Source organism: Streptomyces sp. NPDC000983, assembly GCF_040299205.1.
Taxonomy (GTDB): Bacteria; Actinomycetota; Actinomycetes; order Streptomycetales; family Streptomycetaceae; genus Streptomyces.
On sequence record NZ_JBEPBM010000004.1, the window covers coordinates 311,327 to 327,647 of the forward strand.

Here is a 16,321-nt window from a genome sequence, read left to right on the forward strand (position 1 = left end):
CGCCTCGGCCGGGTGCACGACGTGCGCCGGCCGACCGCGGATCGGGCCGCGGCCCGCCGTGCCTGACGCCACCGACCATCCAAGCCCTTACGGCAGTTGGCAGGAGCCTTCATGACCACCGCACTGCAGTCGCCGCCTCCCGCCCGTCCCCTCCTTCGACTGCGTCTCGCATCCCGCAGCGGCATGCCCCGGCCCATCGACGGAGCGTGGTGGCCCCGCTCGTCCGACCTGACGACCGAACTCCCTCTGCTGCTCGCAGGTTTGCCGCACGGCTGGGGCCACATCACCAGCGTCACCGTCCACGGGGCGACATGGCCCGCCGTGCCCGGGCGGATGCTCGTCTTCAACCAGGTCGTACGACTGCGCAGGACCGTGGCGGTGTCAGCTCCGCACACGATTGTCCTGCTCGCCCCCGGCCGTGGGCGCTGGGACCTACTGGTCGTGCCTCCGGATACGACCGAAGAAGCCGCGGGACTGCTCATGGAGGCCGCCGCCGACGACCGTGTGTGAGGCACTGAGGAGTCCCCGCGACCGAGGGGCGCACAGGACCTGTTCGGGCTGTTGCCTCTGGGACGCAGACCCTGTGCAGGGAGGCATGGGGCTGATTCTCCCTTCTCCTTGAGGCCCGTTGGGCCTGCGCGCGGAGTAGGCTCGAATCACCGAGGATATTTCGTACGCAGGCGTTCAGGCTCGTGTCGTTTTCGGCGATCCAATACGCCGGGTCGGTGATGACCGGCCCGGGGCAGGGTTCGCGTCATGACCGCGACCGCTTCGCTACCGCCGCACGCCGAAGCCGAAGCGGACGACCGTGCGTCCTCCCCGTCCTCGCTGCGTCTGTCGCTCGCTCCCACCGGTCCCGCGCCGGTTCTGCTGGACGGCGCGTGGTGGCCCCGCTCCCGCGCCCCCGGGATCGAACTCCCCGCTCTCACAGCCGCTCTGGAGCCGCTGTGGGGGCGAATCACCCGGGTCACGTTGAATCCCACTCACTGGTCGGACACCCCGCGCAAGGTGTCCGTCGCAGGCCACGCGGTGGAGGTGGGCTGGTTCCTGGCTCAGCAGGACCCGCACGAGCTGCTGTTGTTCTCGTACCGTGTGCGGCGCTGGAACCTCCTGGTGGTCCCGCCGGAGACGACTCCCGTCCCGGCCGCCTGGCTGATGGCCGCCGCGAGCGACCCACTGGGCACCTCCAGTGCGAGCCTGTTGATGGAGGAGGCCGCGCGCCTGTGGACGGTCTCCGAGACGGACCGGGCCGTGGAAGCGGTCTGGGACTCCGAAGGAGGCCACGCGGCTCGGGATCCCATCGCACGCGCCCGGCCCCGACGTTGACCGCCGCGATGCCGCGTCAGCCCGCGGGACGGTGACCGCGGGCACGGGCCTTCCGTCCGATCTCGTCACGTTCATCACGGACGACCTTGCGGCCGTCCGGTTCGCACTGGACTGCCGCGCGGCGCTGTCGGACCGGTACTGCGCACGTCGAATCGAGGAGCCGATGTCCCACCCACGACTGAGCGTCCACCGGCACGATCGCGGCCCTCGTGCACTGCTCACCCTCGCAGGCGAGATCGACCTGGCCACCGCCCCGCTCGTGCGTTCCGCACTGACCACCTGCAGGCGTGACGGCGTCCGGGCGACCGACGTCGATCTCAAGGCGGTCACTTTCTGCGACGTCAGCGGACTCAACGCCTTCCTCATGGCGTCAATGCTCGCCCGGGATGCCGGTACGACCTTTCAACTGCTCCGTTCGCCAACGGCCTTGCTCCGCATCATCGAGATCACTGGCACCGGCTTCCTGCTCCATGAGCTCCACGGAGTCACGGCGCCTTCCCGCAGGAATGCCGCCGACACGCACGGCGCGGCCTGAGACCCCCGTTTCGCCGGGAGTCGCCAGACGATGGTGGAGCATCGACGCGGCTCCGTGATCTGCCGGCGGACCAGCACGCGTGTGCTGACCTTCTTGGGCGACGCCGAACGCGACGCCGAAGGATCGCTGTGGATCTCGGGGCGACAGCCTCAGCGATCACGCCGTCTGCGGTTGCAGGAAGCGGGCCAGCAGGTCGTCCAGACTCACCATGCCGGTCACCCGCCCGGACGCGTCGCGTACGACCGCCAAGGTGGCCCGGCGTCCGCGCAGCAGTTCGATCGCGTCGGCGACGGTGGTGTCCTCGGCCGTCTCGGGCACCGGCCTGGCCAGCGCACGAGCGTTGGCGGTCCGCCCCTGGGCCCGCGCGACCAGGGCGTCCCGGGCATGGACGGAACCGATGAAGACGTCGCCGTCGCGGACGAGCAGGCGGGTACGGTCGCTGGCGGCGGCCACCCGCAGGATTTCCTCGACGTCGGCGTCGCCCGTGACCGAGGTGATCCGCTCCGCCGGGATCCGCAGGGAGCTGACCGGGGTCTCCGGCTCGGTCAGCGAGCGGGTGAGCAGCTCGGAGTCGGCCTCGCTGATCAGCCCCAGCCGCTCGGACTCCTCCACCAGGTGGGTGAGCTGCTCACGGTTGTGCACGGAGGCCAGCTCGTCGCGCGGGGTGACCCGGCACAGCCGTACCAGCACGTTGCTGACCCGGTTGAGCAGCCCGATCAGCGGCCGCACCAGCCGCACCACGCCGCGGAAGGGCGGGGAGAGCAGCATCGCGGAGCGCTCCGGGTGGGCGATGGCCCAGGACTTGGGGGCCATCTCACCCACCACCATGTGCAGGAACACCACGACGATCATGGCCACGGCGAACGCGACACCGTAGCTGAGCGTGCTCGGCAGGCCCAGCCTGTGGAGCAGCGGATCGAGTTCGTGCGAGATCGCCGGCTTGGAGACCGAGCCCAGGCCCAGGGTGCAGACGGTGATACCGAGCTGCGCGCCGGCCAGCATCAGGGACAACTCGCGCATGCCGGCCAGCGCGGCCCTCGCGCCGCGCTGCCCCTGGGCCGCGGCCTTCTCCATGCGGTGCCGCTTGGCGGCGACCAGCGCGAACTCGGCGGCGACGAAGAAGCCGCTGCCGACCAGCAGCAGCACGGTGACGAAGAGCGCCATCGGGAAACTCATGCCTGCTCCTCCATCGGCTCGGCGACCCGCTCGACACGGACGCGTCCGGGCACATGACGGTCCAGGGTCCGAACCTCCAGCACCGCACGCCCGCCCTCGGGCAGGTCGACGGTGAGGCGGTCGCCGACGGTCGGGAAGCGGCCGAGCCGGTCCACGACCAGGCCGGCCACGGTGTCGTAGTCCTCCTCTTCGGGCAGGCCGATACCGGTCGCCTCGGCGATCTCGTCCAGCCGGCGCCCCGCGTCCACCAGCCAGCCGTCACCGTCCGCGACGGCCGGCTCGGTGACGGTGTCGGTCTCGTCGGCGATGTCACCGACCAGCTCCTCGGCGATGTCCTCGTAGGTGACGATGCCCGCGACCCCGCCGTGCTCGTCGAGGACGACCGCGAACTCGTCGTCCTGCCGGCGCATCTGCTCGACCGCCTCCGGCAGCGGCAGCGTGTCGGGCAGCAGCAGGGGACGCCGGGCGGCGGCACCCGCGGTCGTGCCGCCGAGCCGCTCCGCGGGCAGCCCCATCAGCTCGCGCACGCCCACGACACCGGTGACGTCGTCGGGGTGGTCGCCGAGGACGGGGTAGTTGGAGTGACCGTGCTTGCCGATCAGGCCGATGGCCTCCGCCGCGCTCGCGTCGTCGCGGACGAAGACGGCGTCGACGCGCGGCACCATCACCTCGTGCAGGGTGCGCTCCGAGAACTCCAGGGCGTGGTCCAACAGGGCGGCGGTGTCCTTCGGCAGCTCGCCCTGTTCATGGGACTCGCCGATCAGATGACCCAGCTCCTCCAGCGTCGCCCCGTGGTGCAGCTCCTCGACCGGCTCGATGCCGACCTTGCGCACCAGGCGGTTCGCCGCCCCGTCGAAGACCCGCACCACCGGGCCGACGACCTTCAGGTACAGCAGCGTCGAGGACGCCAGGGACTTCGCCAGCCGCTCCGGCACGGCGATGGCGAGGTTCTTCGGCGCCAGCTCGCCCAGCACCATCTGTACGACCGTGGCCCCCACGAACGCGAGGACGACGGAGATGCCGCTGACCGCCCCGTCCGGGATGCCGATGCCGGACAGGACCGGCTCGAGCAGGGCGGACACCGACGGCTCGGCGATGAAACCGACGACCAGACCGGTCACGGTGATGCCCAGCTGCGCGCCGGAGAGCATGAAGGAGAGCCGTTCCAGCACCTTCAGCGCGCGGGCGGCCCGCCGGTCACCTGCGTCGGCCTCACGGGACAGCGCGAGCCGGTCGGCCGAGACGTAGGCGAACTCCTGTGCGACGAAATAGCCGGTTCCGGCCGTCAGCAGCAGGACGGCCAGCACGCCCGACCAGGCCTGCACGGCACTCATCGAACACCACCCCGCCGTGTGCCGTGCTCAGAAGAATCGTGGCGGGATGGTCGGGGACTGTGCCCCGAGGGGTCCGTCGGTCTGGCGGACAAGGTCGGTACTCCTCCGATAGCTGTGGAATCAGGCAAACGATTCTGGCCACACATCGGTTCCCGACGCTCGGGCGCCACACCCGCGAGACGCGTCCCGGCCGCTACCGCCGTGCGACGCTCCGGTCGCGCTCCGTCGGGGCCGAGGGCCCGCGGAAGGCCCAGTCCATCCGCGGCTCCAGCGCGAACCGCAGCACCCTGCGCACGGGAGCCGTGCACAGCAAGGTCACGACGAGGGCGGCGACGAGCGAGACGAAGATCTCGCCGAGCGGCCGGTGGAACCAGTCCAGGCGCGACCAGTGCCAGTGGTTGGCGGCCTGGATGACGAAACCGTGCAGCAGGTAGCCGTAGAGGGTGGCCGCGCCCAGGGCGGTGAACCAGGTGCGGCGCCCCGGCACCCAGGCCAGGAAGCAGGCCACGAGGATCATGGAGCAGCCGAAGACCGCGAGGGTCATGACCGGCCCGTACCAGGCGGGTACACCGAAGTCCTCGGCGGCGGAGGTGTGGAAGAACCAGGCGTAGTCCACCCTCGGCACCGCCCAGTACGCGAAGACGACCGCGCCCACGAGGACCGGCAGGGCGACGAGCCGTACCCGCCACCGGCGCACCAGCCGGAAGTGCTCCGGCTCGAGGCACAGGCCCAGCACGAAGTACGGCAGGAACTGCACCGCGCGTTGCAGGTCGAGGTCCTTGCCGATGGACGGCGACAGCGTCGCCAGGGCCGCCAGCGTCAGCGCGACCGGCAGCGGCCACCGCAGGCTCTTCCAGAGGGGGGTGGTCAGGCGCCAGATGAACAGCGCGGCCAGGAACCAGGTCAGGTACAGCGGGTCCAGCAGGCTGACCGGACGATCGGGGACGCCGTCGCTCCACCGGGTGAAGTAGGTGTAGGCCGTCTCGAAGACGACGTACGGGACGACGACCCCCGTGACCAGGCGCTTGATCTTCTCCGGGCTCGCGTCGAAGCCGCGTGAGAAGTAGCCCGAGATCACGATGAACGCCGGCATGTGGAACGCGTAGACGGTCATGTAGAGCGCGGTGACGGCACGGCTGTCCGAGCGCAGCGGCTCCCATGCGTGCCCCATGGCGACCAGCACGATCGCCAGGTACTTGGCGTTGTCGAAGAAGGAGTCCCGCCGCTCGGGACGCCTTGCCCCGGTCCGCGCTGCGGGGGTCCTTTCGGTCGCGGTCGTCGTCGCAGGCGTCGGGGCGGCCTGCGTGATGCCGCTCACCGTTCCCCCTGCCCGGCCCTCTTGGCTCCGGGGCGGAGTGGGGCGAGTCTGGCGGGGGACACGACAGGGGACACGACGCGGGACGCGGTGGGGGAGTGATGGCAGGGCATCCGACGCGCCTTGCCGCTTCTCGGCCAAGCAAACTACTGCCCTTCACGCGCATGCCCGACCTTTCTCTACAAGCGAGTAGAAGCATAGAGTGACCGCACGCCTCGACCCACCCGACTCGACGCCACCGAACCCGACCCCACCGGGTTCGTCCGGACGAACCCGCCCCATCGAACCGACAAGGAGCCACGGTCCCGCAATGGGTGAGCCTCCCAGTACAAGCCGTGCCACGACCCGCGCACTTCACCTGAACCGGGGAGCGGGGGTGGCACGGTGACCGCGATCCTGCTGCTCCTGGCGGCCCTCCTCCTCACCTTGGCGTGCGCGGTGTTCGTCGCGGCCGAGTTCTCCCTGACCACCGTCGAGCGCGGCGAGCTGGAGCGCGCCGCCGAGGCGGGCGAGCGCGGCGCCGAAGGGGCCCTGGAGGCCGTCCGCCGGCTGACCCTCCAGCTGTCCGGTGCCCAACTCGGCATCACCGTCACCTCGCTGGTGATCGGCATGCTCGCCGAGCCGTCCCTCGCCGCCCTGCTGCGCGGCCCGCTGGAGGCGGCCGGACTCGGCGGCGCCGCCCCGACGACGGCGACCGTACTCGGCGTGGTGCTGTCCACCGTCGTCCTCATGGTGGTCGGCGAACTCGTCCCGAAGAACTGGGCGATCTCCCGGCCGCTGGCGGTCGCCAAGGTCGTCGCCGGTCCGCAGCGCGGCTTCACGGCGGCCTTCGGCCCGTTCATCCGCCACCTCAACAACACCGCGAACCTGTTCGTACGCCGCTTCGGCCTGGAACCCGCCGATGAACTGGACTCCGCCCGCAGCCCCGAGGAACTGGTCGCCCTCGCCCGGCACTCGGCGGCCGCGGGCGCGCTGGAGCCCGACTCCGCCGAACTGTTCGTGCGCACCCTGCACCTGGGCGAGCTGACCGCCGAGAACGTCATGACCCCGCGAGTCGACGTCAAGGCCCTCGAAACGCACGCGACAGCCGCCGACGCCGCCGACCTCACCCACGCCACCGGCCTGTCCCGCTTCCCGGTCTACCGCGACAGCCTCGACGAGGTCGTCGGCACCGTCCACATCCGCGACGTCCTCGCCCTCACCCCCGAGCAACGGCACAGCACCCCCGTCGCCGACCTGGCCACCGAGCCCCTCCTGGTCCCCGACAGCCTCACCGCCGACCGGCTGCTGGAACGCCTGCGCGCCACCCGCACCATGGCCGTCGTCATCGACGAGTACGGCGGCACGGCGGGCGTCGCCACCATGGAGGACATCGTGGAGGAGGTCGTCGGCGAGGTCCGCGACGAGCACGACCCCGCGGAAACCCCCGACCTGCTCCCCGCCCCCGCCGCCGAGGACGGACGCGCCGTCTGGGAGGCCGACGGCTCCGTACGCCTCGACCAGCTGGAGCGGATAGGACTGCCAGCGCCGGACGGACCGTACGAGACCATCGCCGGACTCGTCGCCACCCACCTGGCCCGCATCCCCGCCGAGGGAGACCTGCTCGACCTCGACGGCTGGCGGCTCGACGTCCTCGACGTCGACCACCACCGGGCCGACCGTATCCGCATCACCGCACCGGCCACCGCACCCGGGACCCAGCTCGCGAAGGATGCCCGATGACCGTCCTGCAACTCGCCATCGGCGCACTCACCCTGCTGACCAATGCCTTCTTCGTCGGCGCGGAGTTCGCGCTGATCTCCGTCCGCCGCAGCCAGATCGAACCGCGCGCCCAGAGCGGCGACAAACGGGCCCGGATGACCCTGTGGGCGCTCCAGCACATCTCCGCCATGATGGCCACCGCCCAACTCGGCATCACCGCCTCCTCCCTGGTCCTCGGCGCCGTCGCGGAGCCCGCCATCGCGCACCTGCTGGAACCCGGCTTCGAGGCCGCCCACATCCCGCAAGCCCTAGTCCACCCGATCGCCTTCGTCATCGCCCTGACGGTCGCTACCTACCTCCACATGCTGATCGGCGAAATGGTCCCCAAGAACATCGCGCTGGCCGCACCCGTCCCCACCGCGTTGCTCCTCGGCCCGCCCCTGGTGGCCCTCACCCGGGCGCTGCGGCCGGTCGTCTTCGGCATCAACGCCTTCGCCAACGCCCTGCTGAAGCTGCTGAGCGTCGAACCCAAGGACGAGGTGGAGGCCGTCTTCACCGACGACCAGCTCGCCCGTATGGTCGACGACTCCAGCGAGGCCGGCCTGCTCACCCCGGCCGACGGCGAACGCCTGCACGACGCGCTGGAGCTGGGCACCCGCCCGGTCGGCGAGATCCTCGTCCCCACCCAGCGGATGCGCACCGTCGACCACACCGTCACACCCACCGAACTGGAACGGGTCGCCGCCGCCGAGGGCTTCTCCCGCTTCCCCGTCACGGGCCCGAACGCCACCCTCCTGGGCTACCTGCACATCAAGGACACCCTCGGCGTCAGCGACCGCGACCGGCCCTTCCCCCGCACCGCCGTCCATCCGGTCACCCGGGTCCGCATCGACACCCCGCTCGACGACACCCTGACCGCCCTGCGCACCGACGGCAGCCACCTGGCCGCGGTGACCGGCGAGACGGGCACCGTCCTCGGCTTCGTCACCATGGACGACGTCCTCGCGGAACTGGTCGGCCCGGCCCCGGCCACCGCCTGAGCACTCACCCCGTACCCGCGCCGGACGGTTCGTCGTGCGCCACACCGAGGTCGCGGCGCATGGCGGACCTCATGGTGCGCAGCACGTCCCATATCTCGTGCTGCGCCCTGGCCGCGGACTCCAGCGTCTCCCCGGACCCGGGGGCACCGCGGTCGAGCCGCATGACCTGGCCGTAGACGGCGGTGAGGGCCTTGTTCACGGCGCTCGCCGTCGTCAGCACGTCCTCCGGGGCGACCATCTGCGCCTCGGAGTACCGGTCCCGGTGCGCGTTCTTCGCCTCGTCGAGAGCGTCCCGGTCGGCATCCTCCGCGCCGCGTTCCCTCATGACATGCAGGTGGCGGTTGAGCGCGGTGGTGAACTGCCGTGCATCCCGGTTCAGTTCCGCGTAGCAGGTGCGTCGCAATGAACGGTTCTCACGCAACTCCTCATGCTCACGCACGAGTTCGATCTCCCGGCGCCTTGCCCGTTCGGATCCGCGCTGGGTGAGGAGCGAGCCGCCCAGGGTTCCCGCGACACCCGCCACTGCGATGATCACCGCACTGAGATCCACCGGCACACTCCAAGAACGCCTCCAGCCCCGCGCCTGCCGCACGGGGACACCGGCGACCAAGTCTGCCGCTCCCTGATGAGCTTCCGGGACCGGAACGCAGCCCGCCGCCCGTGACCTGCGATGATCGCCCAGTGAGCGATGCGAGACTGCCGGCCGCCGAAGCCGTTGAGACACATGTCCGGGCCTTCTTCGAGGGGCACCGCGTGGAGGCCGTCGACTACGACCTCGGCCCCGACCGGCAGGAGGCCGTGCCGGATCTGCGGATCCTCGTCGTGGAGCCGGGACCGCGCGGCGACAGCTGGGCCTATGTCACCGCCGGATGCTGGGCACCCGTGCAGAAGGACGGCCACGGACTCGAGTTCGTCATGACCGCCCACGTCCGCGACCAGCGGTTCATCGACCTGATGGCGATGATCGTGTACTACCACTGCGGGGGACACCCACTCGGCCTGCAGCACAGCATGCCCATCGGTGAACCGTGGGTGCCCGGCTCCACCTGCGACCACCTGCTGATCAGCCTGCCCTACCTCCACGGACCCGACCTCGAACACTGCCCCGTGCCCGGCGGGCACGCCCGCATCCTGTGGACGCTGCCCGTGACGACGGCCGAGATCGAGTACCGCAGGCGTCACGGCCACGAGGCCCTGGAGCAGCTCCTCGACGATGCGGGCATCATCCCCACCGACCCCTTCCGCGCCTCGGTCGCCTGAACCTCCCGGGCCCGCCCCGCTCGGACTCACATCAGATCGCTCGTGTCGTACAGACGTGCGTGCCACCAGGCGCCCCTGCGCCAGGGCTCGCGGTGCGCGAACACGTCCGGGAGCGTCCTGTGCAGCAGTTCCCGGTCGATCTCGGCGAGCAGGGCAGCGAGGTCGCGGCGGGCGTACGGGGGCAACAGGGGGAGCATCCCGTCGAGGACATCGCGGGCCACGGCGGCGTTGACGGTCAGCTCGCAGCGCGTACAGACGCAGTAGTCGCGGCGCAGGTACAGGTACCGGCCCGGCCCGGCGAGGAACCGGCGCAGTGACTGGAGAGCGGCCGCGGTCGTGCCAGGTGACACGAGCCGGTCGGTGTACGGGGTCCCGTCACGGTGTCCGGTGGTGGGGTCGGTCAGGTCCGGGAGGTCCCGGTGGAGGAACTCCGCCCGGTGCACGGCGGACACGGTGCGCGGGTGCAGGCGGTCGATGCGGGTGGGCCAGTGGTGGCCGGCCGGGGGCTTGAAGCGTTGGGCGCGCAGGGCGCCGGGCCGTCTACGCGGCATCGGCCTTTCGTGGAGTCGCCATGGAGTGATCATGAGGCAGCGGGGCGGGGGGTGTCCACCTTCAGTCCTCAGTCCCTCCGCACCGCCGTCACGGACCGCGGTCACCGTCCGCCGTCACGGAGGAGGAGCAGGTCGCGGCCTTCGGTGAGCGCCGCCTCGACCCAGACCGGAAGATTTTTCTCGATCAGCCAGGAAACGTCCTCGACGTCGTCATCGCCGCCTGGGAGGAGGTCGTGGTGCGCGTCGAGCAACTCGGTCTCGAAGCCGGAGAGTTCGGCCTGAACTCGGTGGAGATCGGCGTGCGGGACGAGCATGGGGAAGGGCCAGGGCCCCGCATCGGACAGGTCGGTCCGCCAGGGGAACGGCCACGCCCGACCCCACAGTTCGGACAACTCCGTCAGCCCGCACGCGCGGAAGACGTCTTCGAGCTGATGCCAGCCACGGCCGGGCAGGACGACCGACCCGAGCGGGGTGCCGTGCACACGGCCGAGGAGTTCCAGCAGCCACCCGTACCCGCCCGGCCGGGACGGATCGAGCCGACCGGCGATGATCTCCCGCAGCGCGGGTTCCACCTCGGTCGCCTCGGTGGCCCGCAACAGCACTCCGGATGCCGTCAGTCCGCCATCCTGCCAAGGGCGGCCACCACTGGGGTGTCGTCGCCCGAGCCGACCATCGAGAAGAAGCGGTCGGCGTCAATGGCGTACGCCGACACGTACTGTTCAGCCATGCCGCCACACTACGGCCGGCGAGATGCCGCGATGAAAGCGGATGCGCTGCTTGGGCCGCTCGTGCCGTACCTCTTGCCGGCGTGATCGCCCTTGCTCTGGACCTGCCTTGAGCTTTTGGCTCTTCCGCGCACCTAGACCATGGTGAGGAGGTGGCCGGTGGGCCCGTAATCGATCTTCCAGTCGGCGTAGATCCCGCAGAAGCCGTCCTCGGTGCAGCGCAGGCCCACGGTCACCCAGCGGACCGAGCCGTCGCCGCCGAGCGAGAAGGCGACCGCGGCCTCGAACTCCTCGCTGCCGCAGGGGCATTCGGCCACGCCGGGCTCGTCCTCCTCCCAGGACTCCTCGTTCCAGTACTCCTCGCTGTCCGCGATGAACGCGCGGCCGCCGCAGCCCGAGCACTCCCGTTCCGCTCCGGAGGCGTTGACCAGCAGCGAGAACACACCACGGCCGCACCCCGCGCAGACGCAAGGAACGATCCTCACCGGGCGGTCGTCGTCCGCCTCCCGCAGGAACGCCGAGAGCTTGGCGGAGACATTGCCGTCAACCTGATCGTCAGCATGCACGGCCCCATCGTTCCAGATGCCCCGAGTCCACGGCTGGGCCCCTGAACGTCCCGTTCAGGGGTGTGCCTGGCAGAAGCCGCGTACGGCCCGGTTGAACGTCTCGGGCCGCTCCAGGTTGCTGACGTGTCCCGCGCCCGGGATGACGACAAGCTCGGTATCGGGGAGGGACTCCTGAAACTGCCGGGCGACGGCCGGCGGCGACCGTACGTCGTGTTCGCCCCAGAGCAGGAGGGTGGGGACGGAGACGGCGGGCAGGAGGTCCCGCTGGTCGGTCTCGGCCATGAGGAGCAGCTGCGTCCGCATGCTGTCGGGGCGTACGTCGGCCTCCATCGCGTCCAGCAGGGGCACGTACGCGGCGGGCGGCTCACCGGCGAACAGGCCGGGCAGCGTCGGATCGAACTCACCGGGAGGCGCGGCCAGCATCCGGCGCGCTCCCTCGACACGGGCCCGCACTTCCTGCGCAGGCAGCGAGCCCTTCCACCCCGCATAGGTGTCGGCGAGGATCAGCGTCCTGACGAGGTCCGCGTGGTGGCGGTAGAACTCCAGGGCCAGCGTGCCGCCCCAGGACAGCCCGGCGATGTGTGCCGGCCCCAGCCGTAGCGATTCGACGACCGCGGCGAGACAGTGCGCGTAGTCCGCCAGACGGTACGACTCCGGCAGCGCCGAGGAACGGCCCGCCCCGGGCTCGTCCCAGGCCACGACCGTGAACGCGTCCGCCAGGCCGTCGAGCTGCGGCCGCCACATTCGGGCGTCGGACGCCGCGCCGTGCAGAAACACCACGGCAGGCCCCTCGCCCACCCGGTCGTAGACGATCTCCAGGCCGCTGACCTGCACTGTCGGCATGATTTCAGGGTAGGACGGTGCGCAGTTCCTGTCGCGACAGGGACCCTGCGCCGCGAAGCCCGAAGCCCGAAGCCCGAAGCCCGAAGCTACGGGGCGACGTCCACATTCCATGCCGCGGGCAGGGCTCCGCCGCAGAAGACGCAGACGAAGTCGTTCTCCCGCACGATGTTGTGTTCCTGGCAGTCGGGGCATCGCCGGAAGACGATCTCGTGAGTGAACCCGGCGGGCCGTCGCAGGCCGACCGCGTCCAGAGCACGGGCGACCTGCGCCCAGGAGGTGACGTCGGGGCAGTAGCCGGTCGACTGGTTGCTGACCTCGCTCACGGCCCACCTGCCCGCCTCACGCACGAAGCCGATCTCGCCCGCGCTCAGAACCCTGCCGCCGGCGGCGCAGGCCACATGCTCGCTCCTGCGCGGCGCCAGCCGAAGCACGCCGTCCACGTCGACCACGAAGGTGAAGGGCTCGGCCAGTTCCGCCGCGGCTTGCTCCGCGACCCAGCCGGCGAAGTCGGAGGCCGAGCCGATCCGACGCCCGCCGCCGTCAGCCCGGACCTCATCCTTCAGCTCAACCGGCCCGACGTAGCCGTAACTTCGCCCCCGCACGTTCACGCCGCTCAACCTAGAACAGTTCCTCGGGGCGGCGACCAGCGGCGCGACGACCGCGCTGAACGATTCGTACGATCACCGCGTCCCAGGACCATGAAACGAACCGTTCTCTTCGCTTCTACGGCCCTCGCGACCGCCGCCCTCACCGCCACGTCCGTCGCCCGGTCCGGCGGCGACGGTGCGAGTGCACGCACGCCCACCGTCACGGGTGTCGAATGGCGGGCGCACTCCGTCACCGTCGACGGCGACACGGTGATCGTGCCGAAGGGCTCCCGTGCCGGGCTCCGCTTCGCCGCGGACCGACGCACTGTCACGGGTCACGACGGCTGCAACAGCTTCTCGGGCGGGGCGAAGATGAAGGCGGACCGATCCGCGGTCACTTTCGGTGGCGAGTACGAGTCGACGGCGATGGCCTGCTACCCGCCCGACCACGTCGACGTCGTACCCCCGGTCGGCACCTACGGGGTTATGGTGACCGGCCGCACCCTCACACTCACGGGCCCGGACGGGCGCGTACTGGTCTTTGAGAGGTAGGACGGTGACCTGCCTGCCGCGCATCGCCCGCTCGCCGGGCAGGGCAGTCGGCCGTCAGCCCGGACCGCCCCTCCTGCGGAAGCCGAACGAGTTCAGGCTTCGAGGCGGTCGGAGAGGTGGAGCAGGTCGTTCAGGCGCAGCACCTGTCCGCCGAAGCCGGGGAGGGGGACGTGGAGCGGCTGGGTCCAGCGGGCGGGGATGGCGTCGAGCCCGTAGCGGGCGCCGGCGAGGCCTCCGGTGACCGCGGCGACGGTGTCGGTGTCGCCGCCGAGGTCGACCGCCGCACGCAGGGCGTCCTCGAAGCTGGTGGTGGTGCGCAGGGCCCAGACGGCGGAGCCCAGGCAGGGCCAGACGGCGCCGTTGAACTCGGTGGCCCGATCGGGGTGCCAACCGGGTGCGAGGACGGTCGCATAGCGGTCGCGGTGGTCGGGGTGGACCAGGGACAGGATGTCCGGGAGCACGGTAAGGGGGTCTGCGCCGGCGAGGGTGACGCGGATCAGTTCGTGGAAGATCGCGGTGCCTTCCCAGGCGGCGCGGTCTCCGTGGGTGAGGGCGGCGATGCGGCGGGCCGCGTCCATGCTGGCTGTCCGGCCGGCGGGCGCGAAGTGGACGGCAGAGGTCGATGCTCGCATCAACGAGCCGTTGCCGGCGGCTCGTTGGTTGACCTGGAAATGGATTGAGGCGGCCAGGTCCCAGGGCATGCCATTGGTCAGGACGTCTTCGGTCTGCAAGCCGATGTCCTTGGGTTCCGATGCCGCCCACCGCTGAAAGCGGGCGAATATGTTCGGCAGATCCAGCCCGCCCCGCTCCAGCAGCGACTGCGCGACCAGAACCGCCATCTGCGTGTCGTCGGTGGCCTCACCGGGGTCCCAGCCACCGCCCCCGCACATCTCGCCACCCGAACCGGGCGTGGGAAACCGTGCGGAGAAGGCACCCGGGGGACCGAACTCGAAGGGGGCGCCCAACGCGTCGCCCACCGCCGAGCCGACGATCGTACCGGCGGCCCGTTCCCACCTCATCATGCGCGCAGGCTATCGGTACCGGTTCGACGGGCACACGCGTCGCTGCCACGGTCGGGCTCTGTCAGGGGGCTATCAACTGTTGAGGGTTCTATCAGTGATTCTCAGTTTTTATCTGCTGCTATGTTGGTTGTGTGAAGCTTTCGGAGTGGGCGGCGCGTAACGGTGTGCATTATCAGACCGCGTGGACGTGGGCGAAGGAGGGCCGTATGCCGGTCCCGGTCCGTCAAACGCCGTCCGGGACGTGGCTGGTCGACGAGCCCACTGTGGAGCCGTCCGGGAGGGTGGTGGCGTATTGCCGGGTCTCGTCGCCCGAGCAGAAGGCTGACCTTGACCGGCAGGTTGCGCGGGTGGTCCAGGGAGCCACTGGGCTCGGTCTGCCGGTCGCCGAGGTCGTGACCGAGGTCGGTTCGGGGCTGAACGGGCGGCGGCGCAAGCTGCACCGGGTGCTGTCCGACCCGCAGGCGGCGGTGATCGTGGTCGAGCACCAAGACCGGCTGGCCCAATTCGGTGTCGAGCATCTTGAGGCGGTCCTGTCGGCGTCCGGGCGGCGGCTGGTCGTCCTCGACCCCGCCGAGACCACCGACGATGACCTGGTGCGGGACATCACCGAGGTGCTCACCTCGATGTGCGCGCGGCTGTACGGGCGGCGGGCGGCGAAGAGCCGGGCGGTCCGTGCGGTGGCCGCGGTGACCGGTGAGGACGCCGGGTGAAGAAGTTCCGGCCGCAGTCGGGGTTCGTGGTGCAGGCGTACCTGTTCGCACTGGATGCGAACGCCGGGCAGGAACGGGGCTTGCGTTCGCACTGCGGGGCAGCGCGCGCCGCGTACAACTGGGCGGTCGCCTGGGTGACCGCGTCGTGGTGGCAGCGCAAGGCCGAGGAGACGTACGGCATCCCCGGGTCGGAGTTGACGGAGTGGCGGCCGTGGTCGCTGCCCGCGCTGCGCAAGGCGTTCAACGCCGCCAAGCACACCGATCCGAGGTTCGCTCACTGGTGGGAGGGCAACTCCAAGGAGGCGTATTCCACCGGCCTGGCGAACGCTGCGGCCGCGTTCGACAACTACGCGAAGTCGAAGAACGGCAGGCGCAAGGGTGCCCGCATGGGCATGCCGCGGTTCAAGTCGAAACTCAGGGCGCGCCTTGCCTGCCGGTTCACCACCGGCACGATCCGCGTCGACACCGACGGGCGACACATCACCCTGCCCCGCCTCGGCACGATCCGCACCCACGAGCCCACCGCGAAGCTTCTCGCACGCGTGCAGGCCGGCACGGCCCGCATCCTGTCCGCGACCGTCCGGCAGACACGCGGACGCCGGTTCGTCTCCTTCCAGGTCGAGGTGAAGCGCGACCTGGTGCGCGTCGCCCGGCCCGATGTGGCGGTCGGGATCGACCTCGGCGTGAAGACCCTCGCCGTGATCGCCGACAGCACCGGAGAGATCCGCGAAGTGGCCAACCCCCGGCACCTGGACACCGCACTGAAGCAGCTGCGCCGCGCCTCCCGCGCGGTGTCCCGCCGACAGGGCCCCGACCGCAGGACCGGACAACAGCCCTCCAAGCGCTGGGAGAAGGCCAACGCCGCCCGCAACAAAATCCACCACCGGGTGGCGAACCTCCGTGCCGATGCCCTGCACAAGCTCACCACCGCCGTAGCCGGCGAGTACGGCACCGTCGTCGTGGAGGACCTCAACGTCGCGGGCATGCTCCGCAACCGGCGGCTGGCCCGCCGGATCGCCGACGCCGGGTTCGGGGAGATCCGCCGCCAGCTCGCCTACAAGACCCGGCGCAACGGCTG

The 16,321-nt window shown here is 70.8% G+C and carries 19 protein-coding genes; 9 read left to right on the plus strand and 10 right to left on the minus strand.

What is annotated here, in order from left to right:
- Positions 1-111 precede the first annotated feature (111 nt).
- The 3 genes from ABT296_RS06990 (at position 112) to ABT296_RS07000 (ending at position 1,861) form a co-directional block, all read left to right on the plus strand.
- Positions 112-510 carry a DUF5994 family protein gene (locus ABT296_RS06990; RefSeq protein ID WP_351924059.1) on the plus strand — a complete coding sequence of 133 codons (399 nt, stop codon included), beginning with the start codon at positions 112-114 and terminating at the stop codon, positions 508-510.
- A 246-nt stretch (positions 511-756) separates the two neighbouring features.
- Positions 757-1,326 (plus strand): DUF5994 family protein, encoded by a 570-nt coding sequence (locus ABT296_RS06995; protein WP_351924061.1) that lies wholly within the window; start codon positions 757-759, stop codon positions 1,324-1,326.
- A gap of 31 nt (positions 1,327-1,357) precedes the next feature.
- Entirely contained in the window at positions 1,358-1,861 is a 504-nt protein-coding gene (locus tag ABT296_RS07000) for an STAS domain-containing protein (RefSeq protein WP_351924063.1), read from the plus strand.
- Positions 1,862-2,017: 156 nt separating this feature from the next.
- Here ABT296_RS07000 and ABT296_RS07005 read toward each other — a convergent pair whose 3' ends face one another.
- From ABT296_RS07005 to ABT296_RS07015, 3 genes are all read right to left on the minus strand, one after another.
- Complete coding sequence (locus ABT296_RS07005) at positions 2,018-3,037, minus strand: hemolysin family protein (RefSeq protein ID WP_351924065.1); 1,020 nt, start codon at positions 3,035-3,037, stop codon at positions 2,018-2,020.
- On the minus strand, positions 3,034-4,371 hold the full coding sequence (locus tag ABT296_RS07010; RefSeq protein WP_351924067.1) for a hemolysin family protein: 1,338 nt from the start codon (positions 4,369-4,371) through the stop codon (positions 3,034-3,036). The genes ABT296_RS07005 and ABT296_RS07010 overlap by 4 nt, the downstream gene beginning before the upstream one ends.
- A gap of 193 nt (positions 4,372-4,564) precedes the next feature.
- The gene (locus ABT296_RS07015) at positions 4,565-5,689 is read right to left on the minus strand and encodes an acyltransferase family protein (protein ID WP_502977192.1); all 1,125 of its coding nucleotides are present in this window, start codon (positions 5,687-5,689) and stop codon (positions 4,565-4,567) included.
- Between the two features lie 381 nt (positions 5,690-6,070).
- Between ABT296_RS07015 and ABT296_RS07020 the strand changes: the two genes are divergently transcribed.
- Positions 6,071-7,408 (plus strand): hemolysin family protein, encoded by a 1,338-nt coding sequence (locus ABT296_RS07020; protein ID WP_351924069.1) that lies wholly within the window; start codon positions 6,071-6,073, stop codon positions 7,406-7,408.
- Positions 7,405-8,427 carry a hemolysin family protein gene (locus ABT296_RS07025; RefSeq protein WP_351924071.1) on the plus strand — a complete coding sequence of 341 codons (1,023 nt, stop codon included), beginning with the start codon at positions 7,405-7,407 and terminating at the stop codon, positions 8,425-8,427. Before ABT296_RS07020 ends, ABT296_RS07025 begins: the two co-directional genes overlap by 4 nt.
- Positions 8,428-8,431: 4 nt before the next feature.
- On the opposite strand, the gene ABT296_RS07030 is transcribed toward ABT296_RS07025, so the two are convergent.
- Complete coding sequence (locus ABT296_RS07030) at positions 8,432-8,962, minus strand: hypothetical protein (protein ID WP_351924073.1); 531 nt, start codon at positions 8,960-8,962, stop codon at positions 8,432-8,434.
- Positions 8,963-9,108: 146 nt separating this feature from the next.
- Here ABT296_RS07030 and ABT296_RS07035 point away from each other — a divergent pair, with 146 nt between their 5' ends.
- A complete protein-coding gene (locus ABT296_RS07035; protein WP_351924075.1) occupies positions 9,109-9,687 on the plus strand; it encodes a suppressor of fused domain protein in 579 nt (192 codons plus the stop codon).
- A gap of 26 nt (positions 9,688-9,713) precedes the next feature.
- Here the strand turns inward: ABT296_RS07035 and ABT296_RS07040 are convergent, their stop codons facing one another.
- From ABT296_RS07040 to ABT296_RS07060, 5 genes are all read right to left on the minus strand, one after another.
- Positions 9,714-10,238, minus strand: a complete 525-nt coding sequence (locus tag ABT296_RS07040; protein ID WP_351924077.1) for a hypothetical protein — start codon at positions 10,236-10,238, stop codon at positions 9,714-9,716.
- A 101-nt stretch (positions 10,239-10,339) separates the two neighbouring features.
- Positions 10,340-10,834, minus strand: a complete 495-nt coding sequence (locus ABT296_RS07045) for a hypothetical protein (RefSeq protein ID WP_351924079.1) — start codon at positions 10,832-10,834, stop codon at positions 10,340-10,342.
- 263 nt (positions 10,835-11,097) lie between these two features.
- Positions 11,098-11,529: a hypothetical protein gene (locus ABT296_RS07050; protein WP_351924081.1), complete on the minus strand. Its 432-nt coding sequence runs from the start codon at positions 11,527-11,529 to the stop codon at positions 11,098-11,100.
- A gap of 54 nt (positions 11,530-11,583) precedes the next feature.
- The gene (locus ABT296_RS07055) at positions 11,584-12,372 is read right to left on the minus strand and encodes an alpha/beta fold hydrolase (RefSeq protein WP_351924083.1); all 789 of its coding nucleotides are present in this window, start codon (positions 12,370-12,372) and stop codon (positions 11,584-11,586) included.
- Positions 12,373-12,458: 86 nt separating this feature from the next.
- Positions 12,459-12,980: a hypothetical protein gene (locus tag ABT296_RS07060; RefSeq protein ID WP_351924085.1), complete on the minus strand. Its 522-nt coding sequence runs from the start codon at positions 12,978-12,980 to the stop codon at positions 12,459-12,461.
- 90 nt (positions 12,981-13,070) lie between these two features.
- Between ABT296_RS07060 and ABT296_RS07065 the strand changes: the two genes are divergently transcribed.
- Complete coding sequence (locus ABT296_RS07065) at positions 13,071-13,511, plus strand: META domain-containing protein (RefSeq protein WP_351924087.1); 441 nt, start codon at positions 13,071-13,073, stop codon at positions 13,509-13,511.
- Positions 13,512-13,603: 92 nt separating this feature from the next.
- Here ABT296_RS07065 and ABT296_RS07070 read toward each other — a convergent pair whose 3' ends face one another.
- Positions 13,604-14,533 carry an ADP-ribosylglycohydrolase family protein gene (locus tag ABT296_RS07070; protein ID WP_351924089.1) on the minus strand — a complete coding sequence of 310 codons (930 nt, stop codon included), beginning with the start codon at positions 14,531-14,533 and terminating at the stop codon, positions 13,604-13,606.
- Positions 14,534-14,664: 131 nt separating this feature from the next.
- Here ABT296_RS07070 and ABT296_RS07075 point away from each other — a divergent pair, with 131 nt between their 5' ends.
- Both ABT296_RS07075 and tnpB read left to right on the plus strand, forming a co-directional pair.
- Complete coding sequence (locus ABT296_RS07075) at positions 14,665-15,243, plus strand: IS607 family transposase (RefSeq protein WP_351924091.1); 579 nt, start codon at positions 14,665-14,667, stop codon at positions 15,241-15,243.
- A partial coding sequence (gene tnpB, locus ABT296_RS07080) for an IS607 family element RNA-guided endonuclease TnpB (RefSeq protein ID WP_351924093.1) occupies positions 15,240-16,321 on the plus strand: 1,082 nt, incomplete at its 3' end. The genes ABT296_RS07075 and tnpB, both read left to right, overlap by 4 nt.

Excerpts from the sequence above, each read along its gene's own strand:
- ABT296_RS06990 (WP_351924059.1), top strand. The coding sequence starts at position 112 with ATGACCACCGCACTGCAGTCGCCGCCTCCCGCCCGTCCCCTCCTTCGA.
- ABT296_RS06995 (WP_351924061.1), top strand. The coding sequence starts at position 757 with ATGACCGCGACCGCTTCGCTACCGCCGCACGCCGAAGCCGAAGCGGAC.
- ABT296_RS07005 (WP_351924065.1), bottom strand. The coding sequence starts at position 3,037 with ATGAGTTTCCCGATGGCGCTCTTCGTCACCGTGCTGCTGCTGGTCGGC.
- ABT296_RS07010 (WP_351924067.1), bottom strand. The coding sequence starts at position 4,371 with ATGAGTGCCGTGCAGGCCTGGTCGGGCGTGCTGGCCGTCCTGCTGCTG.
- ABT296_RS07025 (WP_351924071.1), top strand. The coding sequence starts at position 7,405 with ATGACCGTCCTGCAACTCGCCATCGGCGCACTCACCCTGCTGACCAAT.
- ABT296_RS07040 (WP_351924077.1), bottom strand. The coding sequence starts at position 10,238 with ATGCCGCGTAGACGGCCCGGCGCCCTGCGCGCCCAACGCTTCAAGCCC.
- ABT296_RS07055 (WP_351924083.1), bottom strand. The coding sequence starts at position 12,372 with ATGCCGACAGTGCAGGTCAGCGGCCTGGAGATCGTCTACGACCGGGTG.
- ABT296_RS07065 (WP_351924087.1), top strand. The coding sequence starts at position 13,071 with ATGAAACGAACCGTTCTCTTCGCTTCTACGGCCCTCGCGACCGCCGCC.
- ABT296_RS07070 (WP_351924089.1), bottom strand. The coding sequence starts at position 14,533 with ATGATGAGGTGGGAACGGGCCGCCGGTACGATCGTCGGCTCGGCGGTG.